15 protein-coding genes, 2 tRNA genes, 4 rRNA genes and 1 riboswitch are annotated in these 24478 nt (G+C 47.0%); of the genes, 5 read left to right on the forward strand and 16 right to left on the reverse strand.

The window, feature by feature from the left end:
- Positions 1 to 2: 2 nt before the first annotated feature.
- From AC6I8U_RS15675 to AC6I8U_RS15700, 6 genes are all read right to left on the reverse strand, one after another.
- Positions 3 to 78 (reverse strand) — tRNA-Glu (locus tag AC6I8U_RS15675).
- Positions 79 to 201: 123 nt separating this feature from the next.
- Positions 202 to 1752, reverse strand: a 16S ribosomal RNA gene (locus tag AC6I8U_RS15680).
- Positions 1753 to 2087: 335 nt separating this feature from the next.
- A 5S ribosomal RNA gene (gene rrf, locus AC6I8U_RS15685) occupies positions 2088 to 2203 on the reverse strand.
- A 129-nt stretch (positions 2204 to 2332) separates the two neighbouring features.
- Positions 2333 to 5223: ribosomal RNA gene (locus AC6I8U_RS15690) — 23S ribosomal RNA — on the reverse strand.
- A 288-nt stretch (positions 5224 to 5511) separates the two neighbouring features.
- A tRNA-Glu gene (locus tag AC6I8U_RS15695) sits at positions 5512 to 5587 on the reverse strand.
- 64 nt (positions 5588 to 5651) lie between these two features.
- Positions 5652 to 7202: ribosomal RNA gene (locus AC6I8U_RS15700) — 16S ribosomal RNA — on the reverse strand.
- The 16S, 23S and 5S rRNA genes sit together here with 2 tRNA genes alongside, the layout of an rRNA operon.
- 556 nt (positions 7203 to 7758) lie before the next feature.
- On the opposite strand from AC6I8U_RS15700, the gene AC6I8U_RS15705 reads away from it, so the two are divergent.
- The gene (locus AC6I8U_RS15705; protein WP_128648374.1) at positions 7759 to 8211 is read left to right on the forward strand and encodes an RNA recognition motif domain-containing protein; all 453 of its coding nucleotides are present in this window, start codon (positions 7759 to 7761) and stop codon (positions 8209 to 8211) included.
- On the opposite strand, the gene murI is transcribed toward AC6I8U_RS15705, so the two are convergent.
- The 3 genes from murI to AC6I8U_RS15720 all read right to left on the reverse strand — a co-directional run bounded on the left by murI (position 8168) and on the right by AC6I8U_RS15720 (position 11612).
- Positions 8168 to 8965 carry a glutamate racemase gene (gene murI, locus AC6I8U_RS15710; RefSeq protein WP_498017324.1) on the reverse strand — a complete coding sequence of 266 codons (798 nt, stop codon included), beginning with the start codon at positions 8963 to 8965 and terminating at the stop codon, positions 8168 to 8170. The two genes, AC6I8U_RS15705 and murI, sit on opposite strands and share 44 nt — an antisense overlap.
- Before the next feature lie 80 nt (positions 8966 to 9045).
- The gene (locus tag AC6I8U_RS15715) at positions 9046 to 9705 is read right to left on the reverse strand and encodes a Dph6-related ATP pyrophosphatase (RefSeq protein WP_498017325.1); all 660 of its coding nucleotides are present in this window, start codon (positions 9703 to 9705) and stop codon (positions 9046 to 9048) included.
- Positions 9706 to 9773: 68 nt separating this feature from the next.
- Positions 9774 to 11612 (reverse strand): TonB-dependent receptor domain-containing protein, encoded by a 1839-nt coding sequence (locus AC6I8U_RS15720; RefSeq protein WP_498017326.1) that lies wholly within the window; start codon positions 11610 to 11612, stop codon positions 9774 to 9776.
- 55 nt (positions 11613 to 11667) lie between these two features.
- Positions 11668 to 11877: riboswitch (cobalamin riboswitch) on the reverse strand.
- 155 nt (positions 11878 to 12032) lie between these two features.
- On the opposite strand from AC6I8U_RS15720, the gene trmA reads away from it, so the two are divergent.
- A complete protein-coding gene (gene trmA / locus AC6I8U_RS15725) occupies positions 12033 to 13142 on the forward strand; it encodes a tRNA (uridine(54)-C5)-methyltransferase TrmA (RefSeq protein ID WP_128648371.1) in 1110 nt (369 codons plus the stop codon).
- Between the two features lie 67 nt (positions 13143 to 13209).
- On the opposite strand, the gene AC6I8U_RS15730 is transcribed toward trmA, so the two are convergent.
- The gene (locus AC6I8U_RS15730) at positions 13210 to 13581 is read right to left on the reverse strand and encodes a YijD family membrane protein (protein ID WP_498017327.1); all 372 of its coding nucleotides are present in this window, start codon (positions 13579 to 13581) and stop codon (positions 13210 to 13212) included.
- Complete coding sequence (gene fabR / locus AC6I8U_RS15735; RefSeq protein WP_252013052.1) at positions 13581 to 14222, reverse strand: HTH-type transcriptional repressor FabR; 642 nt, start codon at positions 14220 to 14222, stop codon at positions 13581 to 13583. Before fabR ends, AC6I8U_RS15730 begins: the two co-directional genes overlap by 1 nt.
- A gap of 382 nt (positions 14223 to 14604) precedes the next feature.
- Between fabR and sthA the strand changes: the two genes are divergently transcribed.
- Entirely contained in the window at positions 14605 to 16005 is a 1401-nt protein-coding gene (gene sthA / locus AC6I8U_RS15740) for a Si-specific NAD(P)(+) transhydrogenase (protein WP_234494745.1), read from the forward strand.
- A gap of 66 nt (positions 16006 to 16071) precedes the next feature.
- On the opposite strand, the gene dinF is transcribed toward sthA, so the two are convergent.
- Positions 16072 to 17418 (reverse strand): MATE family efflux transporter DinF, encoded by a 1347-nt coding sequence (gene dinF / locus AC6I8U_RS15745; protein ID WP_498017328.1) that lies wholly within the window; start codon positions 17416 to 17418, stop codon positions 16072 to 16074.
- Positions 17419 to 17515: 97 nt separating this feature from the next.
- Positions 17516 to 18328 (reverse strand): class I SAM-dependent methyltransferase, encoded by an 813-nt coding sequence (locus AC6I8U_RS15750; RefSeq protein WP_052413025.1) that lies wholly within the window; start codon positions 18326 to 18328, stop codon positions 17516 to 17518.
- A 591-nt stretch (positions 18329 to 18919) separates the two neighbouring features.
- Between AC6I8U_RS15750 and AC6I8U_RS15755 the strand changes: the two genes are divergently transcribed.
- Complete coding sequence (locus tag AC6I8U_RS15755; protein WP_498017329.1) at positions 18920 to 19063, forward strand: hypothetical protein; 144 nt, start codon at positions 18920 to 18922, stop codon at positions 19061 to 19063.
- Positions 19064 to 19084: 21 nt separating this feature from the next.
- Here the strand turns inward: AC6I8U_RS15755 and AC6I8U_RS15760 are convergent, their stop codons facing one another.
- Entirely contained in the window at positions 19085 to 19702 is a 618-nt protein-coding gene (locus AC6I8U_RS15760) for a c-type cytochrome (RefSeq protein WP_252013047.1), read from the reverse strand.
- Between the two features lie 195 nt (positions 19703 to 19897).
- On the opposite strand from AC6I8U_RS15760, the gene yihA reads away from it, so the two are divergent.
- Complete coding sequence (gene yihA, locus AC6I8U_RS15765) at positions 19898 to 20557, forward strand: ribosome biogenesis GTP-binding protein YihA/YsxC (protein WP_197058828.1); 660 nt, start codon at positions 19898 to 19900, stop codon at positions 20555 to 20557.
- 435 nt (positions 20558 to 20992) lie between these two features.
- Here yihA and spfP read toward each other — a convergent pair whose 3' ends face one another.
- The gene (gene spfP / locus AC6I8U_RS15770; protein ID WP_438356636.1) at positions 20993 to 21040 is read right to left on the reverse strand and encodes a small protein SpfP; all 48 of its coding nucleotides are present in this window, start codon (positions 21038 to 21040) and stop codon (positions 20993 to 20995) included.
- Positions 21041 to 21233: 193 nt separating this feature from the next.
- On the reverse strand, positions 21234 to 24023 hold the full coding sequence (polA, locus tag AC6I8U_RS15775) for a DNA polymerase I (protein ID WP_498017330.1): 2790 nt from the start codon (positions 24021 to 24023) through the stop codon (positions 21234 to 21236).
- Between the last annotated feature and the right edge of the window lie 455 nt (positions 24024 to 24478).

Raw genomic sequence — 24478 nt, forward strand, 5'->3', positions numbered from 1 at the left:
AATGGTATCCCGTAGGGGAGTCGAACCCCTGTTACCGCCGTGAAAGGGCGGTGTCCTAGGCCTCTAGACGAACGGGACACTAAGCAGTAAGTGTTGGGCACTTACTATTTTCTGCTTTCGCTTTTCAGCAAAAACAAAATCTCTTTATCTTTACAAACCTAATCAATCTGTGTGAACACTCATCGCAATAATCTATTCGTATAAGGAGGTGATCCAGCCCCAGGTTCCCCTAGGGCTACCTTGTTACGACTTCACCCCAGTCATGAACCACAAAGTGGTGAGCGTCCTCCCGAAGGTTAAACTACCCACTTCTTTTGCAGCCCACTCCCATGGTGTGACGGGCGGTGTGTACAAGGCCCGGGAACGTATTCACCGTGGCATTCTGATCCACGATTACTAGCGATTCCGACTTCATGGAGTCGAGTTGCAGACTCAATCCGGACTACGACGCACTTTTTGGGATTCGCTCACTTTCGCAAGTTGGCCGCCCTCTGTATGCGCCATTGTAGCACGTGTGTAGCCCTACTCGTAAGGGCCATGATGACTTGACGTCGTCCCCACCTTCCTCCGGTTTATCACCGGCAGTCTCCCTGGAGTTCCCACCCGAAGTGCTGGCAAACAAGGATAAGGGTTGCGCTCGTTGCGGGACTTAACCCAACATTTCACAACACGAGCTGACGACAGCCATGCAGCACCTGTCTCTCAGTTCCCGAAGGCACAAGACTGTCTCCAGTCTCTTCTGAGGATGTCAAGAGTAGGTAAGGTTCTTCGCGTTGCATCGAATTAAACCACATGCTCCACCGCTTGTGCGGGCCCCCGTCAATTCATTTGAGTTTTAATCTTGCGACCGTACTCCCCAGGCGGTCTACTTAACGCGTTAGCTCCGAAAGCCACGGCTCAAGGCCACAACCTCCAAGTAGACATCGTTTACGGCGTGGACTACCAGGGTATCTAATCCTGTTTGCTCCCCACGCTTTCGCATCTGAGTGTCAGTATCTGTCCAGGGGGCCGCCTTCGCCACCGGTATTCCTTCAGATCTCTACGCATTTCACCGCTACACCTGAAATTCTACCCCCCTCTACAGTACTCTAGTCAGCCAGTTTCAAATGCAGTTCCGAGGTTGAGCCCCGGGCTTTCACATCTGACTTAACTAACCACCTGCATGCGCTTTACGCCCAGTAATTCCGATTAACGCTCGCACCCTCCGTATTACCGCGGCTGCTGGCACGGAGTTAGCCGGTGCTTCTTCTGTCGCTAACGTCAAACGAGCACGCTATTAACGTACCCGCCTTCCTCACGACTGAAAGTGCTTTACAACCCGAAGGCCTTCTTCACACACGCGGCATGGCTGCATCAGGCTTGCGCCCATTGTGCAATATTCCCCACTGCTGCCTCCCGTAGGAGTCTGGACCGTGTCTCAGTTCCAGTGTGGCTGATCATCCTCTCAGACCAGCTAGGGATCGTCGCCTTGGTGAGCCATTACCTCACCAACTAGCTAATCCCACCTGGGCATATCCTGACGCGAGAGGCCCGAAGGTCCCCCTCTTTGAGCCGAAGCTATTATGCGGTATTAGCCATCGTTTCCAATGGTTATCCCCCACATCAGGGCAATTTCCCAGGCATTACTCACCCGTCCGCCGCTCGACGCCGTTAACGTTCCCCGAAGGTTCAGTTAACTCGTTTCCGCTCGACTTGCATGTGTTAGGCCTGCCGCCAGCGTTCAATCTGAGCCATGATCAAACTCTTCAATTTAAGATTTTGTCGGCTCAATGAATACTGAACATTACATAAAGTAATGTTTGAATTGACTGTGCCAAGTCCAAAGACTTGAATTGGTCACTCAGTTCATTGAAACCAATTTGAAACCGAAGTTTCTAATTTGATTATCATCAACGAGTGCCCACACAGATTGATAGGTTTATATTGTTAAAGAGCAATTCTCTAAAAAGAGAGAGCTTTCAGCACCTTAAGTGCCTCAGCGAGGTGCGTATAATACGCTTCCCACTTTGAAAGTCAACATAAAACTCTAAGAAAATCTCTTAAAACTTTATGGTGACCCGTCTACTTAAAGACAAGTCGAAATTAAAGCCTGGCGATGTCCTACTCTCACATGGGGAAGCCCCACACTACCATCGGCGCTATTGCGTTTCACTTCTGAGTTCGGCATGGAGTCAGGTGGGTCCACAACGCTATGGTCGCCAAGCAAATTCTGCTTTGGTTTTCAGCTTTTCAAAAAAGCTAAAAGCCAAAATATCTGGAAAGCTGTTAATGCGTTCTCATACACATTCAATTCGTTCTTGCTTTGAGTCCATCAAAACCCTTTGGGTGTTGTATGGTTAAGCCTCACGGGCAATTAGTACAGGTTAGCTCAACGCCTCACAACGCTTACACACCCTGCCTATCAACGTTCTAGTCTCGAACAACCCTTTAGGACACTTAAAGTGCCAGGGAAGACTCATCTCAGGGCTCGCTTCCCGCTTAGATGCTTTCAGCGGTTATCGATTCCGAACTTAGCTACCGGGCAATGCGTCTGGCGACACAACCCGAACACCAGAGGTTCGTCCACTCCGGTCCTCTCGTACTAGGAGCAGCCCCCTTCAATCTTCCAACGCCCACGGCAGATAGGGACCGAACTGTCTCACGACGTTCTAAACCCAGCTCGCGTACCACTTTAAATGGCGAACAGCCATACCCTTGGGACCGACTTCAGCCCCAGGATGTGATGAGCCGACATCGAGGTGCCAAACACCGCCGTCGATATGAACTCTTGGGCGGTATCAGCCTGTTATCCCCGGAGTACCTTTTATCCGTTGAGCGATGGCCCTTCCATTCAGAACCACCGGATCACTATGACCTGCTTTCGCACCTGCTCGAATTGTCATTCTCGCAGTCAAGCGGGCTTATGCCATTGCACTAACCTCACGATGTCCAACCGTGATTAGCCCACCTTCGTGCTCCTCCGTTACTCTTTGGGAGGAGACCGCCCCAGTCAAACTACCCACCAGGCACTGTCCTCATCCCCGATTAGGGGACCAAGTTAGAACATCAACACTACAAGGGTGGTATTTCAAGGACGGCTCCACTAATACTGGCGTACTAGTTTCAAAGCCTCCCACCTATCCTACACATGTAGGGTCAATGTTCAGTGCCAAGCTGTAGTAAAGGTTCACGGGGTCTTTCCGTCTAGCCGCGGGTACACTGCATCTTCACAGCGATTTCAATTTCACTGAGTCTCGGGTGGAGACAGCGTGGCCATCATTACGCCATTCGTGCAGGTCGGAACTTACCCGACAAGGAATTTCGCTACCTTAGGACCGTTATAGTTACGGCCGCCGTTTACCGGGGCTTCGATCAAGAGCTTCGACCTAAGTCTAACCCCATCAATTAACCTTCCGGCACCGGGCAGGCGTCACACCGTATACGTCATCTTACGATTTTGCACAGTGCTGTGTTTTTAATAAACAGTTGCAGCCACCTGGTATCTGCGACTCCCCATAGCTCCATCCGCAAGGGACTTCACCGCGAGGAGCGTACCTTCTCCCGAAGTTACGGTACCATTTTGCCTAGTTCCTTCACCCGAGTTCTCTCAAGCGCCTTGGTATTCTCTACCCGACCACCTGTGTCGGTTTGGGGTACGATTCCTTACAATCTGAAGCTTAGAGGCTTTTCCTGGAAGCATGGCATCAATGACTTCACTACCGTAGTAGCTCGACGTCGTGTCTCAGCCTTAAAGAGAGCCGGATTTACCTAACTCTCAAGCCTACGCACTTGAACCTGGACAACCGTCGCCAGGCCCACCTAGCCTTCTCCGTCCCCCCATCGCAATTGTAAGAAGTACGGGAATATTAACCCGTTTCCCATCGACTACGCCTTTCGGCCTCGCCTTAGGGGTCGACTCACCCTGCCCCGATTAACGTTGGACAGGAACCCTTGGTCTTCCGGCGAGGAGGTTTTTCACCCCCCTTTATCGTTACTCATGTCAGCATTCGCACTTCTGATACCTCCAGCAGACCTTACAATCCACCTTCAACGGCTTACAGAACGCTCCCCTACCCAATATACAAAGTATATTGCCGCAGCTTCGGTTTATAGCTTAGCCCCGTTACATCTTCCGCGCAGGCCGACTCGACTAGTGAGCTATTACGCTTTCTTTAAATGATGGCTGCTTCTAAGCCAACATCCTAGCTGTCTAAGCCTTCCCACATCGTTTCCCACTTAGCTATAATTTGGGACCTTAGCTGGCGGTCTGGGTTGTTTCCCTCTCCACGACGGACGTTAGCACCCGCCGTGTGTCTCCCGGATAGTACTTACTGGTATTCGGAGTTTGCAAAGGGTTGGTAAGTCGGGATGACCCCCTAGCCTTAACAGTGCTCTACCCCCAGTAGTATTCGTCCGAGGCTCTACCTAAATAGATTTCGGGGAGAACCAGCTATCTCCAGGTTTGATTGGCCTTTCACCCCTAGCCACAAGTCATCCGCTAATTTTTCAACATTAGTCGGTTCGGTCCTCCAGTTGATGTTACTCAACCTTCAACCTGCCCATGGCTAGATCACCTGGTTTCGGGTCTATATCCAGAGACTGAACGCCCAGTTAAGACTCGGTTTCCCCTACGGCTCCCCTAAACGGTTAACCTTGCCACTGAATATAAGTCGCTGACCCATTATACAAAAGGTACGCAGTCACACCACGAAGGTGCTCCTACTGCTTGTACGTACACGGTTTCAGGTTCTATTTCACTCCCCTCACAGGGGTTCTTTTCGCCTTTCCCTCACGGTACTGGTTCACTATCGGTCAGTCAGTAGTATTTAGCCTTGGAGGATGGTCCCCCCATATTCAGACAGGATATCACGTGTCCCGCCCTACTCGATTTCACTGATGATGAGATGTCGGTTACGGGGCTATCACCCTGTATCGCGGCACTTTCCAGAGCCTTCACCTGTCTCATTAAAAGCTTAAGGGCTAATCCAATTTCGCTCGCCGCTACTTTCGGAATCTCGGTTGATTTCTCTTCCTCGGGGTACTTAGATGTTTCAGTTCCCCCGGTTCGCCTCGCTGAGCTATGTATTCACTCAGCGATACCTGCTTATGCAGGTGGGTTTCCCCCATTCAGGAATTCCAGACTCACAGGTTATTACTACCTAATCTGGACTTATCGCAAGTTATTACGCCTTTCATCGCCTCTGACTGCCAAGGCATCCACCGTGTACGCTTAGTCACTTAACCATACAACCCCAAAGGGTCTTTGTTACGTAACCAAAGTTGTCTGCAATTTTTATACATGATGCAGACTCGATTTTGCCGGACTCAAATATGAATTACTTTCGTAATTCCCAAGAACACTTGAATGTGTGTTGGTACCTAAATGATTAAATCATCTAGGATTTGAGAACTTTTAATAGATAACAATCAATCAAATTGTTATCTGTCAGCTTTCCAAATTTTTAAAGAGCTAATCACTTCGTAATGAAGTAACCATTTTTAAGAATTCTCAATAGAGAAAACACTTAAAGATGGTATCCCGTAGGGGAGTCGAACCCCTGTTACCGCCGTGAAAGGGCGGTGTCCTAGGCCTCTAGACGAACGGGACACGGTGTCTTAAATCTATAAACCAATCAATCTGTGTGAACACTCATCGCAATAATCTATTCGTATAAGGAGGTGATCCAGCCCCAGGTTCCCCTAGGGCTACCTTGTTACGACTTCACCCCAGTCATGAACCACAAAGTGGTGAGCGTCCTCCCGAAGGTTAAACTACCCACTTCTTTTGCAGCCCACTCCCATGGTGTGACGGGCGGTGTGTACAAGGCCCGGGAACGTATTCACCGTGGCATTCTGATCCACGATTACTAGCGATTCCGACTTCATGGAGTCGAGTTGCAGACTCAATCCGGACTACGACGCACTTTTTGGGATTCGCTCACTTTCGCAAGTTGGCCGCCCTCTGTATGCGCCATTGTAGCACGTGTGTAGCCCTACTCGTAAGGGCCATGATGACTTGACGTCGTCCCCACCTTCCTCCGGTTTATCACCGGCAGTCTCCCTGGAGTTCCCACCCGAAGTGCTGGCAAACAAGGATAAGGGTTGCGCTCGTTGCGGGACTTAACCCAACATTTCACAACACGAGCTGACGACAGCCATGCAGCACCTGTCTCTCAGTTCCCGAAGGCACAAGACTGTCTCCAGTCTCTTCTGAGGATGTCAAGAGTAGGTAAGGTTCTTCGCGTTGCATCGAATTAAACCACATGCTCCACCGCTTGTGCGGGCCCCCGTCAATTCATTTGAGTTTTAATCTTGCGACCGTACTCCCCAGGCGGTCTACTTAACGCGTTAGCTCCGAAAGCCACGGCTCAAGGCCACAACCTCCAAGTAGACATCGTTTACGGCGTGGACTACCAGGGTATCTAATCCTGTTTGCTCCCCACGCTTTCGCATCTGAGTGTCAGTATCTGTCCAGGGGGCCGCCTTCGCCACCGGTATTCCTTCAGATCTCTACGCATTTCACCGCTACACCTGAAATTCTACCCCCCTCTACAGTACTCTAGTCAGCCAGTTTCAAATGCAGTTCCGAGGTTGAGCCCCGGGCTTTCACATCTGACTTAACTAACCACCTGCATGCGCTTTACGCCCAGTAATTCCGATTAACGCTCGCACCCTCCGTATTACCGCGGCTGCTGGCACGGAGTTAGCCGGTGCTTCTTCTGCAGCTAACGTCAAATGATGCCGCTATTAACGACACCACCTTCCTCACTGCTGAAAGTGCTTTACAACCCGAAGGCCTTCTTCACACACGCGGCATGGCTGCATCAGGCTTGCGCCCATTGTGCAATATTCCCCACTGCTGCCTCCCGTAGGAGTCTGGACCGTGTCTCAGTTCCAGTGTGGCTGATCATCCTCTCAGACCAGCTAGGGATCGTCGCCTTGGTGAGCCATTACCTCACCAACTAGCTAATCCCACCTGGGCATATCCTGACGCGAGAGGCCCGAAGGTCCCCCTCTTTGAGCCGAAGCTATTATGCGGTATTAGCCATCGTTTCCAATGGTTATCCCCCACATCAGGGCAATTTCCCAGGCATTACTCACCCGTCCGCCGCTCGACGCCGTTAACGTTCCCCGAAGGTTCAGTTAACTCGTTTCCGCTCGACTTGCATGTGTTAGGCCTGCCGCCAGCGTTCAATCTGAGCCATGATCAAACTCTTCAATTTAAGATTTTGTTCGGCTCAATGAATACTGAACATTACATAAAGTAATGTTTGAATTGACTGTGCTGAATCTTTCGATTCAATGGTCACTTCGTTTCATTGAAACCTAATTTGATACCGAGGTATCTAATTTGATTATCATCAACGAGTGCCCACACAGATTGATAGGTCTATATTTTTAAAGAACATTTTCTAACTCTCGAGCCGCTTCGCGTCTCGTCGTTAGGGGTGCGTATCTTACGCTTCCCGTTTTGAGAGTCAAGCGTTTTTTCAAACTTTCTTTTATCTCTCAACCGACGCTGCTTTGTGACTTTCGTCTCACTCCGTGTCGGTGAGGCGGCATTATAGAGATCACTCCATCGATGACAAGTGTTTTTTCCAAATTAATTTCCGTTCGTTCAAAAAGCCATCAAAGACCGCGTTTCTTGATAAAAATTCAACATTTGAAATACATCACACCAATTAATTGGAAAAATAACCCTCAACTACGTAATATTCTTGTATCTATTTGTTAACGATAGATGTCATTATTCGTCAATAAGATAAGTAGTACTTTAATATGGACTCCAATAAATCTCTTTTTCTGGTTATAGCTATCGCTATTTTGGGCGGTATTGTGTTTTCACAGTTCGCCGACATTCCACCAGCTGTTGCTTTCGTTCTTGGTGTAGTAGCCACATTTTTCGTTGTTAAGTTTTCATCTGCTGCGCCTTCTACCTCAACAGACTCATCTCAATCTACTAAAACGCTTTATGTGGGTAATCTTCCATACAAAGCGAATGAATCCCATGTGAAGGAGTTATTTGCTGAGCACGGTGAAGTTTTTGCTGTAAGGCTAATGAAGGATAAGCGCACAGGTAAGCGCCGTGGGTTTGGTTTTGTTGTAATGGCCAGCTCCGATGCTGAGGGTGCAATCGAAGCGCTCAATGAAAAGGATTATATGCAGCGTACTTTAAAGGTTCGTATTGCTAACGATCCGAAACATCCAGAGTCATCAGTTGAACAGGACTAAAGCCAAGCTGCTTTAACGTAATATTTAGTGCTTCTTCTTGATAAGGGGAAGCACTACTAAACACCTCTCTTCTTCCGTAACCTTTCTCTCGCTCTCTTATTTTAAGCAAGCTTTCTACTCTGCGTGCGATCGCTGAACCTGAATCCACCAACTCAACGTTGCCACCAAGAACTATAGATATCTCTTGTTTGATTAACGGGAAGTGGGTGCACCCTAAAACGGCAACGTCGATATTACCAATCAAAGGACTTAGTATCTCTCTAAGTTGCTCAAGATCGATCGTTTGATTTCTTAGTTTCTTTTCCGCCATATCGACAAGCTGGCTATTACCAAGAAGCTTAACATCTTTGTCGTCTGCAAAATCCCGAATTAAGTCGTGTGTATACTGGCGCGTGATTGTCGCTGGAGTGGCAATGAGCCCAACCGCTTTTTTCGATAGTAATGAAGCGGGTTTGATCGCCGGGACAACTCCGACAACTGGAATACTCAGTAACTCTCGCAAGTGCGGGAGCACTATCGTACTCGCGGTATTACAGGCGATAACCACGATATCGATGGATTCACGAACCATCATTTTTCTAACCAAGCGACACGTTCTGTCCACTAGCACATCTGGTGCCAACTCGCCATAAGGGTAGGCTTCGTTGTCAAAGAGATAAAAGTAGTTTTCGCTGGGTAATAGTGAGGCGATCTCTTGAAACACCGAGAGACCACCAACACCAGAATCGAACATTAGGATGTTTTTTCTATTCATCGTTATCGTATTAAGCTTATGTTGCCCGTTCGAACACATGATACTTCACTACTGAATAGACGGTAAACCTGTCATGAGCTCTAAGATGCGACTTCGTATCTAAGGTGGCTAAAGCGCTGTGCTGTTTCTACTGAGTGAGATTGAATCTCTATAGGGTGGCTAAAGTACTTCGAGTTACAAACTAGAGTGTGAAACTCACCATCCTCGCCACATGGGTCAACATCCGTTGGCAATCCATCAATCAGTTCACGTGAATATCGTTTTCCGCAAAGTGATTCTGAGAGTACATTTCTATCTACAGTGACCAGAACGGTTTCGATTCCCCTATCTAGAATTTCGTTTGCCAAATCATGGCTGTCTTCACCCACTAGTGGGAACACCGCTTCTAGTCCCGCAGGTTCGACATAGCTGCGCCGATACTCCACGATCCCATTGCAGAACATATCGCCAAACGCAATGCCCTCTACGTTCAAGCCAGACGCGTTTACGCCCTCTATAACGAGTGACTGATACACGTCATTAGCGGGGAACACTTCCGGCAGTTCGATAGTCACCAAAGGCATGCCTAATCTATCGGCTTGCATTTGGACTACGTCTAGAGGAGTTACCTGGAAAGGGACTTCGCCTTTAACATGGGTAGTATATAAACCAACAACATTATAGTCGGATGATTCCATTAGGCGTTCGAAGGTAAGAGTGGAATCTTTGCCAGAGGACCAGCTGATGATGACGTTTTTCATGGAGAATTCCTGCAAACGAAAAATAAAGCCACTGGTGTAGTGGCTTTATAACAAATGATTATACCAAGTTAGAAATTAACTGTAGCCAACGCAAAGAACGTTCGGCCCGGCGAACTATACCCTTTCGCAGTCTCGTACTCTTCGTCTAACAAGTTGTCGACTCTTGCTCTTAGCGCAACATTATCAGCTATCCAGTAAGACACCGCGGCATCCCACAACCCGGTTGCTGGAAGGTAATCTTCTGAAGTTGGATTTGCGGTCGGCAAGTCTAAGCGCTTGCCTGTGTATAGGTAAGTCAGAGATAAATCAAAGTCTCCGATATTAGCTTCACCAATCCACTTATAGTTTTCCTTAGCCCTTCTTGCTAGCTGCGTACCATTGTCATCTTTATGATCTTTGTACTCAGCAATCACCGTGTGATGAACTGGTCCTGTGTTAAAACGACCCTCCAACTCTACACCTTTAATATCTGCGTCAATGTTATAGGTTTTACCCCAAGGGTTACCAGGCACTGAATACCAAATGTTTAGGTTGTTCACTTTATTGTGGTAAGCAGAAAGTTTCCAATCCAGGAAACCAGTCAAACCTGCGAAGCCAAATTCGATGTTACGTGAATCTTCCGGTTGTAAATCAGGATTGGTAGTCAAGCTGTTATAACTAGGAGCTTTAAATGCGGTTCCCGCGCTCGCATATGCTTGATAATTCGACGTAAAGCGATATTGACCTGCTAGTGACCACGTCGTGTAGTTATCATATTTATCATGCTTATCGTGTCTCACATTTGCCTCAGCAGAAAACTTATCATAATCCGCTCTACCAGAAACGTAAGCACCGATGTTTTCACGACTCTCTCCAGCTAAAGCATGAGCACTTCCCCAACTCATTGCGCCATCTGCCAGTTCTTCTTTGCGATAGTCTAAGCCGCCACCAAGAGAATACTGCTGGGTAATTCGATATAGGTTGGACCATTGCGCATTGAGTGCACTGGTGTCGAGAATAGTATCTGCATTACTCTCACCAACAGACTCCAAATAATCTTTTTTTTCTACTTTAGCGTAGCTCAACGTCAAGAATGACTTATAAGCTTCGGTTTGATAGTCAACACGACCCGCCAAGTTCTGATTATCTGTCGCACCCTTTTTTTTAGCTCCTGATGAATTGTAATCCGTCAAACTGTCAAACCAACGATAGTCGACTAGAGCACTCCAGTTACTATTAAAATCGTGTTTATAACCCAGATGCATGTTACGACTTTCATATCCGTACTTAGTACCATCCTGAGCTGACTTAAAGTCATAACCGTCATTCTGCTCATACCCACCAGCTATTTGAATATGGCCGTTATCATTCATCTTCGTTTTAGCAGTGAAGTTCGCCTCGCGACCGTCATGACTTGCCGCTCCGATATTAATCTGCTTCCGCTCTCTGTTATCGTTGGTGCGAGTAATGATATTAATAACCCCACCAATGGCATCAGAACCATAAATGGCAGCACTCGGACCGCGAATCACTTCAACCTGTTCAACGAGACCAATAGGGAAATGATTAATTGATAACCCCGTGGTATCACTGCTGTAACGCACTCCATCAACTAATACTAGAGTTTGGTTGCTGTTCGTACCTCGTAGATATACTGAGGTAGCTTGCCCCCTGCCACCGTTTTGAGCAATTTCGATACCCGGCAATCGACGTAATACGTCAGATAAGCTCTTTGCCTGCGAAACTTCAATCTCTTGACGAGTTACTACACTCACTGGCGCAATAACTTTATCCTCAGCCTGTTCAAATCGGTTTGCAGTGACCACCATAGTTTCGTCACTATTAACGGTGCTGTCTTGAGCCAGTGAAAAAGAAGCATAAGAAGAGAGCGATGCAGCCACTGCTATCGCCAAAAATGATTTGTTCATTAGTTATGTTGTCCTAAATCGCGTAAGTCCTTACGACTCGAGCATTCCATTTATTACATCGAGTCGATTGCTGGCAGGTATTCGGACTTTAGAGCCTTGGGATAATGCCTATCCCCGCCTACTAACTCGACTTCCCGTCTGATCAACAGTGTCTTCTTGAGGGTTCGTTCTCTATTACCGCTGCGCGTCAGTTCTGGAGTTACACCAGATTCCCTTTTCAGTGAGAGTCCTTGTTGATTCTCACACCAGCTAGGGACGCATGTTATTAACTGATTGATTATTTGTCCATAACGGATTGAACTAAGCTATAAATGCGCGGTTAGAATACGAGACAATTCGGGGAAACACTGGACAACGACGGGAGATTGAATAAAATCTGCCCTCCTTTTAGATAACTCATTACGACGATAGGCAATTACCATGGCAAATCTCGACTTCACACCAGAAGGCTATCAAGTTCAACTTGAAGAAAAATCTCAACGTTTGATCGATATGATGGCGCCGTATTCTGCACCTGAACTCGAAGTATTTACTTCACCAGAAAAGCACTATCGCATGCGTGCCGAATTCCGCGTATGGCACGAGGGTGACGACATGTACTACATCATGTTTAACCAAGAGACTCGTGAGAAATACCGTGTTGATCAGTTCCCAGCCGCTAGCCGTCTTATCAACGACCTAATGCCGCTACTGATGGACGCCATGAAAGGTAATGAGGTTCTGAGAAAGAAACTGTTCCAGGTTGATTTCCTATCGACAATGAGCGGCGAAATCCTTGTGTCTCTTCTTTACCATCGCCAACTTGATGATGCATGGAAAGAACAAGCGCAAGCATTGAAGCAGCGCCTGAATGATGAGGGCTTTAAGCTGAATCTAATTGGGCGTGCGCGCAAGATGAAGATTGTGATGGACCAAGACTATGTCGTAGAAACACTGCATGTAAATGGTCAGCCATACCACTATCAGCAAGTAGAGAACAGCTTCACTCAGCCAAACGGTCCGGTCGCACAAAAGATGCTGGAATGGGCCGTCGACTGTACTCAAGACAGCAAGGGTGACCTACTCGAGCTTTATTGCGGTAACGGTAACTTCTCATTGGCGCTGGCGCAAAACTTCGAACGAGTACTAGCGACTGAGTTAGCAAAACCATCGGTAGAGTCAGCACAATACAACATTGCAGCGAACAAGATTGATAACGTACAGATCATTCGTATGTCAGCAGAAGAGTTCACTGAAGCAATGGAAGGTAAGCGTGAGTTTCGACGTCTGCAACAACAAAACGTTGATCTGAAGAGTTACAACTGCAACACGATTTTTGTTGATCCACCACGCGCAGGCATGGATATCGATACCTGTAAGATGGTTCAAGGCTATGAGCGTATTCTATATATCTCTTGTAACCCAGAAACCCTAAAAGACAACCTAGATGTGTTAGGTGAAACTCACCACATCACACGCTTTGCACTGTTTGACCAGTTCCCGTTCACTCATCATATTGAAGCGGGTGTTTTACTAGAGCGTAAAGCCTAAGTATCAAGCCTCCGATACAAAAAAACGAGCCATTCGCGGCTCGTTTTTTATTACCCAAGAAGCACTCTTATGCTTCTTTGAGGATGTAACCCATCTTTTTGCCAATCCAAAACAGCAATACTAACACCACCATGATGGCGAAGAAGTTGGAACCGGCATCTGGATACTGCGCCTTAGTAAAGGCAGAATGACCAAATGCGCCCACAAAGAAAGCCGCTAGACCGACTAGTGGGAAATCTTCTGGGATTGGGTTTTTAAGATACTCTTGATAAAGAGCTTGCACTGACAGCACAAGTGCAATCAGTGGGAAAACTGAGAACGCCACTTCGCTGATGGTCAGCCAAGACAACATTGCATTACCACACATACCTGCAATAAGCGCGAGTACTAGGGTTTTCTTACCGCTGTCGCGGTTTTCGGAGGACACTTCATTGGACATTAGTTCGACCCTTCTTTTTGACGGTTTCTTTCACGTTCTTTGCGATACCAGTGTGCACCTTTGGCCACTATCCTAAGTTGGACAATTAACCTCTCCGCCAGTTCATATCTTTCTTTTTTGCTGAGGTCTAATGCCTCTGCTCCTGAACTGAACACGAGAACGACAGAAGCCTCTGCTTGTGCAAATGCCTCGTCGCGGTCCATACCTGTGCTAACCAAATACTCGGTTAACTCAGCCGAAAAATGTTGGATCTCTCGGGCCACCGCGGCACGAAAATCGAAAGAGGTTCCAGAGCGTTCGCGTAGCAATAAGCGGAACACGTTGGGACTGCTTTCTATAAACTCCATAAACGTCTCGACCGAAGTACGGATCACACTGCCTTCTTTGACAATACGTTGGCGCGCTTGTCTCATTAACTGCCTGAGCAGCAGCCCCCCTTCATCTACCATGGTCAATCCAAGCTCATCCATATCTTTAAAGTGACGATAGAAAGAGGTTGGAGCGATACCGGCTTCGCGCGCGACTTCACGTAAGCTCAAGTTCGAAAAACTGCGATCAGCACTCAATTGGCTAAAAGCAGCATCGATCAATGAACGACGCGTTTTTTCTTTTTGTTGTGCACGAATACCCATTGATTTCATGTATAACCTAGATGCTCTTGTTGGTTACCATCGATGACGGCAATTGAGGGAGTGCTTGTAATATAGCGCGAATAGTCACTTTGTATAAGTGTGTGAATAGCGATTTTTATCAAAAACGCTTACGCATCTCAATTCATTAACCTATGGCTCTACTCGAGTAAGTGTCACTACTTTACATACATCAAACGTTTATCCGATGCTAAGCCTCAATAAAACTGCGTGATCTTTCACACTCTATTCATGCAGTAATATTTACCTAAGTTAATAATCCGTTAAAATTTCGCCATTGTTAGTGTAAGAACCCTAAGCATCGTTGGCATGGCTAGAAGCCTTGATGGTTTATCTAAGAGCCAAACGGTGTGGAAAACAACGAGGATACTATATGAGTCGCTCCAAACATTTTGATGCCATCGTGATAGGCAGTGGTCCGGGTGGTGAAGGTGCTGCTATGGGGCTGACTAAAGCTGGCCTAAACGTCGCGATCATCGAAAAAGAGAGCAGCGTTGGTGGTGGGTGTACACACTGGGGAACCATCCCTTCTAAAGCTTTGCGTCATGCGGTTAGCCGCATCATTGAGTTCAACAGCAACCCTCTATTTTGCGGCAATAACACCAGTCTGCATTCAACGTTTTCCAATATTCTAGGGCACGCTAAAACTGTCATCGATAAACAGACTAGATTGCGCCAAGGTTTCTACGACCGCAATGAATGTACCCTACTTTACGGCACTGCGCGCTTCGTTAGCGAGAATAGTCTAGAGGTGACCAAGTCAGATGGCACTGTCGATACGTATTCTGCAGACAAGTTTGTTATCGCAACAGGTTCAAGACCTTACCGCCCAGCAGATGTCGACTTTAACCATCCACGCATCTATGACAGCGACTCAATTTTGTCACTTGAGCACGATCCAAGACACATCATCATCTATGGGGCTGGTGTGATTGGTTGTGAATACGCGTCGATTTTCCGTGGTTTAGATGTGAAAACCGATCTTATCAACACGCGTGAACGTCTCTTAGCGTTTCTAGACAATGAGATGTCGGACTCTCTGTCTTATCACTTCTGGAACAGTGGCATGATGATTCGTAATGACGAAACTTACGCCAAGATTGAGGGCACTGAAGATGGCGTGATTATCCATCTGAACTCCGGCAAGAAGATGCGTGCCGACTGCCTACTGTATGCCAACGGTCGTACCGGTAATACCGATGCGCTTAACCTAGACGCGGTGGGTCTGATTGCTGACTCTCGTGGGCAGCTTAAAGTCGATACGAATTATCAAACCGAAGTGTCTCATATCTACGCAGTAGGGGATGTGATTGGCTACCCTAGCCTAGCAAGCGCGGCGTATGACCAAGGTCGATTTGTTGCACAGGCGATTACGCGTGGCGAAGCTGAAGGTAAATTGATTGAAGATATCCCAACAGGTATCTACACCATTCCAGAGATCAGCTCAGTCGGTAAAACCGAACAAGAGTTAACGGAAGCCAAAATTCCTTATGAGGTAGGTCGCTCTTCGTTCAAACATCTCGCGCGCGCACAGATTGCAGGCAAAGATGTCGGAAGCTTGAAGATCCTATTCCATAGAGAGACGAAAGAAATCCTAGGTATTCACTGTTTTGGTGAGCGCGCCGCGGAGATCATTCACATCGGCCAAGCTATCATGGAACAGAAAGGTGAAGCAAATACCATCGAGTATTTTGTGAATACCACCTTCAACTACCCAACCATGGCAGAGGCATATCGTGTTGCTGCGCTTAACGGCTTAAACCGATTGTTCTGAGTCCATTAGTGACTTGTACCAAAAACGATAAAGGCGACAGTAAGTCGCCTTTATTCTTTGAGAATCCTAACTCACCAAAAACCGGTTGCCCTTCCATTGACGCCAAAATATCACGCCTAGCCCCACTCCGCGCATTCCCATAAAGGTCAGCATCGCCAGCCAAAGTGCATGATTGCCTAAACTGCTCGCGGCAAAGAAAACGCCAAAGAAGCAACACGTCGCGACAAACATACTGTTTCTCATATCCTTGCCCTTTGTGGCGCCAATAAAAATGCCATCAAATAGAAAGCACCACATCGACACTAGCGGCATAGCAATTAACCAGGGCAAATAGTGTCCAGCCTCTATCTGAACGCTCTCTATTGAGGTAATCATGGTAATAAGCCCTTGCCCTAACGCGCCAAAAACCAAGGTCAACACTAGGCAGATCACGACACTCCAGAAGAAGGTAGCCACGAGCGAGTCAACAAGCTCACTTCGGCTCTTCGCGCCAATCGCTTTTCCAACCATCGCTTCCATGGCGTAAGCAAAACCATCCATCCCATAGGAAATGATCATCAGAAAGCTCATGAGTACCGCATTGGCTGCCACGATATCGTCTCCAAATGCAGCACCCTGGAAGGTCATGAAACTAAATGTGGCTTGCAAGCACAGTGAGCGTAGGAAAATGTCTCGATTGAGCTTTACGAAACGACCAATGCCTCGGCTGACTTCCGAAACCAAACTCAGTAGCTTAGGAAGATTTCGCTGACGCCAGGTTCGCATGACGCACCAAAGACCAAACGCACACCCCGAGTAATCGGCAATCACTGACGCGAGTGCCGCACCTTCCACTTTCCATCCCAACCCAATGACAAACAATACATCGAGGCCAATGTTGACCACATTAGTAATGATCACCATCCACATTGGTGCCTTCGCGTTTTGGGTGCCAAGTAGCCAACCAAGCAGTACAAAATTCATCAGTGCTGCCGGTGCGCTCCATGCACGAATGGCGAAGTACTGGTAGCCGTAGTGCTTTACTTCTTCACTCGCCGAGCTCAGCGAAAAAATCAGATCAGCAATAAAGGTATGCAGGAGCAAAAATACCAGCGCGAATCCAAGCGCCATCACGCTACCTTGTAAAAAGACCAAACCTAGAGAGCGATTATCCTCAGCACCAAAACACTGAGCGGTGAGACCTGTTGTGGACATTCGCAAAAATCCGAGCAACCAAAATGTCACACTGATCATCGTGCTGCCAAGCGCCACACCACCGAGGTACCACGAGTGTTCAAGGTGGCCAATTACAGCGGCATCAACTAGTCCAAGCAGAGGGACGGTGATATTAGATAGCACCATAGGTATCGCGAGTAGGAGAACTCGACGATGCAAGGGTAGATTGGAAAGTATGGCGATAGATTGTTGAAACACAGACACTCCAGCTTGGCACAGTTTCAACTGGTAAAGCCACAGCAGAAACAAAGGGTTGAGCCGCTATAGTATCGTTATTTAATGACAGGTTCTGCCTTTACCATTCGATATTGACAATGTTTGGTGTGAGGCGATGTCGATACAAAGGCAATTTAGCCAGAACCCGCTGCCAGCGAGACCAACGCTGACAGTGCTGGTCAATAGGAGACAATAGAGAGGCCTTGTAGGTCCACGGCAACCAGTTGGTAAGCTTTTGAACGGGCTTTCGAAGTCCATGTTGGTAGGACTCACATCCCATCTTCTTTCCTAGGTGACTGCCAGTAAGGTCACCGGCCAGTACGAGACAGGCCTGTGCATGCTGAAAGTGACAACCAATGGCTTGAATGAAGTGCGCGATACGATTTTCTCGTCGCTCTAATAGCGCTTGTTCACAAACGACTAGGATGGGTCTATCGGACGGAATAGAAAGTGAGTTGAGCCAACCCATATCATCGATGGAACCGATGGTCAGAGCGTAACGCTCGCTTTTGTGGAACAGTCGCTGACGCCATACCAGATGCTCATTGGTATCCACCTCTACCCAATGACATCTGCCATTATCAAGACGGTAAAAACGAGTATCGAGACGAGCACCTACATTGATCACCCAACCCTCAGGGTTGGTTTCCAAAAAGCGCTTCACTTGTAAGTCACACAGCTGAGTCAAGGTAGCGTGCAAGAGCTGACTTTGATCAACATTACCGGTCAGGCAATCAGGCGCTAATTGGCAGCGACGACAGGCATGAGCAGCAATAGGGTCATAAATAATACCGTCATCGAGAAGACTTTCTCTGCTTCGATACCACAGTGGCCGTAGTAACTTGGTTGGCACATCCAAGTGCTCCGTTTGACGACTCATACGATTATTCATGATCACCCCCATCCTCAGTGCCTAGATGATAATCGCTCGCAACAACTTTAGCAAGGCAAATGCTATTGATTATCATTTAATACCAAGCTCTAGACGTAAAAAAAGCGACAGGCTGACCTGTCGCTTTCCATCACCATAGGGGTGAAACTGTTGGCATTCATTGAACGCCTCACAAATATCCATTTGTTATTTGTGCTTCCACTGCTAATTCTTGTTTGTCATCATCCTGATGCGTTTTCACATTCCCTAGCAAAACCATTTGCTCGAGTTCTTCCTAAACCCTGTCCGTTTGTTTTCTCGTCCTGAGAATAGTTGACCATCCTTATCTGCCCACACTCCTAGTGCGAACGACATCCTTTTAATTTTATTGGCAACCCTTACCAAACTTCCTTGAAGACCATCTTGGTCTGAAATCCTTGTGTCGTCATCCTGTCGACAAGGAACAATTTACCCTAGCCTCGATTGAAAACAACCAAGGTTTAGACTTTTTCTAGTCACTTACAAATGGAAATAGTTAAAAATATTTATTTTCATATAGTTAGAGCTAGCTTGCGGATAATCTGCGATCGCAAGTATGGCAAATGTCTCACAATGCGCTTAGGCAACTCGCCAATGTCTCACCTTGCTTACTTGAAGAGCGATGAGAGCCAGATCACCAAAAACGACAATGCCCCTTCAGAAGAAGAGGCATCGCTTGCTCGGTTTGGCGTTAGAGAAACTATTTTGGGCTGCTAAGTTATGCAACGTGGATTGTTATTAGTGAAGGCCGCCGACGTATTTTGACAGTGTGTCGATGTCTTCATCGTTAAGTTTCTTAGCGATATCACGCATCATAGCGTTCATATCGTTCGCTCGGTCGCCACTGCGGAATTTTTCTAGCTGCGACTTCACGTATTCTGCGTGCTGCCCTGAAATTTTAGGGAAGCCAGACAGCTCTGTACCGTTACCACGTGGGCCGTGACATGCGATACACGCTGTAATACCACGTTCTGCGTCACCAGCCATGTACAGTACCTTGCCCTGATCTACAACGTTCTCAGGCGTGCTGTTTGGAGCGATTGGCATAGACGCATAGTAGGCAGCCAAATCCGCCATATCTTGCTCAGATAGAGGCATAGCCATGCCACTCATCACAGGATCATAGCGACCTTGCTTGCCATTGCTTGTCATACCAAGCTTTAGATCTTTCAGTTGTTTTTCAATGTAGTTTGCGTGCTGTCCTGCGATGCTTGGGTACATCGTTAGCTGACTGTTACCGTCTGCTCCATGACACGCTACACACGTTTGGGATTTTGCTTTACCAGCTTCAATATCGCCTTGGGCCCATACTGAGCAGCTGACTACAAGACTCAAGATTAGCGCTAATTTTTTCATGACATTCCATTATAATTATCAAGCTTCCAGTACCACTATACGCCTCGCAAAACCCTACAGATTGGTGTCAAAGGGACAAAATAAGGTAACGCGGGCAATTAATACCGATCATGGTACAATGTGTGGCCATATGCCGAGCACGGTTATTTTACACAATTTCACAAAAAAGTAATCAATCGACTACACAAAGTCGAGATGGAGTTAACAGTGAGCGTAAAAATTCATTATCAAAACACGCATTTCATAACAAGTGCACCCGATATTCGTCACTTGCCAGAGGATGAAGGGATCGAAATTGCGTTTGCAGGACGCTCCAATGCTGGTAAATCCAGTTCACTGAACCGACTAACTAACCAAAGAGCCCTGGCAAAAACCAGTAAAACTCCAGGTCGTACGCAGCTTATTAACCTTTTCAAGGTTGATGAAGGCTGTCATATCGTCGATCTTCCTGGATACGGCTTTGCTCAAGTACCTCTTGAGATGAAAAAGAAGTGGCAGAAGTCACTAGGTGAATACCTACAGAAGCGCCAGTGCTTAAAAGGCGTGGTTGTTCTGATGGATATTCGTCACCCAATGAAAGATCTCGATCAACAATTGATCCAGTGGGCAGTTGAATCGGGTATCCCTGTACAAGTGCTACTAACTAAAGCTGACAAGCTAAAAAGTGGCGCACGTAAAGCACAAGTATTGAAGATTCGTGAAGCGTCTTTGGCGTTTGGTGGCGACGTGCAAGTTGATGCGTTTTCATCTTTGAAAGGCATTGGTGTTGACCAACTACGCAACAAACTGGACACATGGTTTGCACCTGCTTTTGCGCACTTAGAACAACTTGAAGAAGGTGATAGCGAGGAGTAACTCACTGCTAATTCAGCGTCTTAAAGAGCTGAACAGAAGCCTTCCTTAGAAACAAAACGCCCCGCCATCCTGGCAGGGCAATGGGAGAGAGAAGATTTAGTATTATTGTTTGTCCAAAGCATCTACGAAGCCTGCAAACAATGCAATCGCCTACCACGCAAAGTGTGAGCTAGACTTCTCTCCACCAACGACATCTTCCCACATAGAATTCAAACTATTTCTTATTTTTCATAGCATTAGGATTCATTACACCTAACCGCGGCCACGCTTGATTCAACCTGATAATTATACAAAGTGTGAAGGTCGTTTAATTACAGAATGGTGTTGTGATTTTTCGTAATGACGGGACGTCTTTGAGAGGAATTAAGGACGTTTGGGAATTTTCTTTGCCACAAGAAAAAACGCCCCAGTCAAATACTGACTGGGGCGGCTGAATCAGCCTAATCCAATAACGTGAAACAAAAGGTCTGAAAGATAGAACATCTTACCTCTGTACCCTACGCGTTCTAATGTACAACAACTGATCAGAAAATGAAACTATTTTTGTAGTTTTTTTTCATGACATTTTTGTTAACAGACATAAGTCTTTTAGATGCATAAACTTTTTTAACGGCAAAAAAAAGCCAGCGAGTGTGCGCTGGCTCATGTTAATTTGGTCATTTAGCTCAAATTATGACTAATGCGCCTCGTCCCAGTTCTCTCCGTGACCAGCTTCAGCAACAAGCGGTACGTCTAGTTCTGCTGCAGATTCCATCAATTTTTGTATTTTACTTTCAATTTCGCTTAAAGATGACGATTCGACTTCAAATACCAGTTCATCGTGAACCTGCATCAGAAGCTTAACCTTGCCGTCACCTTCTGCCTGAATCCACTCATCCACCAACAGCATCGCTTTTTTAATGATGTCTGCGGCCGTCCCTTGCATCGGTGCATTGATAGCAGCTCGCTCTGCCGCTTTACGACGCATACCATTTCGGGACTTAATCTCAGGTAGGTGTAGACGACGACCATAGATCGTTTCGACGTAACCTTTCTCGGTCGCGAGTGCACGGGTATCTTCCATGTACTGCATCACACCCGGATAACGCTCAAAATAGGTATCCATATACTGCTGAGCTTCACCACGAGGAATGCCTAACTGCTTAGACAGACCAAATGCGCTCATGCCATAGATCAAACCAAAGTTCACCGCTTTCGCTCGGCGACGCTGCTCACTCGTTACTTGCTCAATGTCGACACCAATGATCTCAGCCGCCGTTGCAGCGTGAATGTCTTTGCCTTGCTGGAAGGCATCCAACAGCGCTTTATCGCCTGACAGGTGAGCCATGATTCGAAGTTCAATCTGCGAGTAATCGACGGCCAAGATCTTCCAACCATGCGGAGCGACAAATGCCTGACGAATACGGCGGCCTTCTTCGTTACGGATTGGAATGTTCTGCAGGTTTGGATCGGTAGACGATAGACGACCTGTCGCCGTTACCGCTTGGTGATACGACGTATGAACGCGACCCGTTTCTGGGTTGATCATCTTCGGTAGTTTATCTGTGTAAGTCGACTTCAGCTTCGCCAGACCACGGTACTCAAGGATAAGCTTAGGTAGCGGGTAATCCAGTGCGAGTTCTTGCAGCACTTCTTCGTTCGTCGACGGGGCACCTGATGGTGTTTTCTTCAATACAGGCAGACCCATTTTTTCGAAGAAGATGGCCTGCAGCTGCTTCGGAGAGCTTAGGTTGAATTCTTCGCCGGCAATCTCAAAGGCTTTTTGCTCAAGTTCATCAAGACGCGCTGCAATTTCTTGCGACTGAGCGCCTAGCAACATGTCATCGATCAGCACACCCGTTCTCTCAATGCGAGACAGTACAGGCACGAGTGGAACTTCAATCTCTTGATAAACGCGATTAAGTGCTTCGTTCTTTTCCAACTCCGCATTAATGCGTTGATGCAGACGCAGAGTCACATCGGCATCTTCCGCTGCATAAGGAGACGCTTGGTCCATCTCGATTTGGTTGAAAGTGAGCTGTGATTTACCTTTACCAGCAATCTGCTCAAACGAGATGCAGCTGTGTTGCAAAAAGCGCAACGCTAAGCTGTCCATATCGTGTTTTCCACCAACACTGTTGTAAACATAAGACGCCAACATGGTGTCGTACTTGATGCCTTTGAGCTCGATACCATAACGTGCAATCACACTGGCATCATATTTAAGGTTTTGCCCGACTTTCAGAACGTTTTCATCTTCAAGCAGTGGCTTCAGTTGCTCCAATACCCAAGCTCGATCAAGCTGCTCTGGCGCCCCCATATAGTCGTGAGCGACTGGCAAGTACGCCGCTACACCCTCTTCGGTAGCAAAAGACAAACCGATAAGGTTAGCGACCATGTAATCTAAGCTATCCGTCTCAGTATCAAATGCGATGACCTCTGCCGACTTTAGCTTTTCAAGCCAGGCATTAAAGCTTTCTTCTGTCAGAATAGTCTCGTATTGGCTACGATCAATCTTGACCGCTGACGTGTCCATCGTAGGGGCATCATCATTACCTGAGGTACGTTTTGCTGCGCTCTCAACCGCTTGCACTTCACCAGTGCCGCCTTCAAGTAGCTCATTTAGCCAAGATTTGAACGTCAATTGACCGTAAAGCTTAGTCAGCTCATCGACGTTTGGTTTCTCTTTCACTAGTGAGTCATGAGTGCAATCAAGCTCAACATCCAGTTTGATGGTCGCTAAGTCATACGACAACAATGCGTTTTCTTTGTTCTCGGTAAGCTTCTTCGCCATGGTTTTCGAACCACGGAAGCCAAGAGGGGCGATATCATCGAGTCTATCGTAAAGGTCTTTAATGCCGCCGATGCCCTGCAATAGTGCTGTCGCTGTTTTATCACCAACGCCCGGTACACCTGGGATGTTATCGACTTTATCACCCATTAATGCCAGATAGTCGATGATAAGCTCAGGTGGAATCCCAAACTTCTCCACCACGCCTTCTCGGTCCATAACAACATTGGTCATGGTGTTAATCAGGGTGACGTTATCGTCAACTAGCTGAGCCATATCTTTATCACCCGTACTAATTAGCACTGGCATGCCTGCTTTTGAGGCTTCATGTGCGAGCGTACCGATCACATCATCGGCTTCTACTCCAGGTACACAAATCAATGGCAGACCCATTGCACGAATCACGTTATGCAGAGGTTCAATCTGACAACGAAGGTCATCGGGCATTGGTGGACGGTTTGCCTTGTACTCTGGGTACATATCAGCACGGAATGTTTTGCCCTTGGCATCAAACACAACCGCGATACGGTCGGAGGCAAACTGACGCATCATGCTTCGCAGCATGTTAACAACACCATATACCGCATTAGTTGGGATTTCGCCGTTACTCATCGTTTCTGGATAAGCATGAAAAGCTCGGTAAAGATAAGAAGAACCATCGATAAGAATCAGTGGGTTGTCTGGTATTTGCGCCATGTTTAGTCGTCCAAAATTTTGGGTAGTGATCCATAAGAATGCCACGACTAGCACAACGATGCTACGACCTTTCACTGTCTATATAGACAGTTGCACTTTGTCAGGCAATCGATTTCCAGCCCAGCCTGTGGATAAATCTGTTTATAGGTTTATTTTATTAAAAGATAAAGTTATACAGAAGCAACAAAAAATATCCGTAACACACTGTAAATAAACGAATAAATATTAGATCTACGCACTTTTGCTTGATCCTTACCGGATCATGCAATGTGGAAAACCTAATTTTGCGATTGAACTGGGCTTTAGGATTATATTCTAGTCAGAGTGACCATTTAATCCTCAAACTGTAGATAGAAAAAAAGCGACACCTAAGGTGTCGCCTAGCAATAATAGGAGGAGGTTATCTCGATTATCGAGTACGGCTAACCAACCAAAAAGCTATAAATACACTGGAA

Source organism: Vibrio sp. KUL80 (assembly GCF_059725495.1).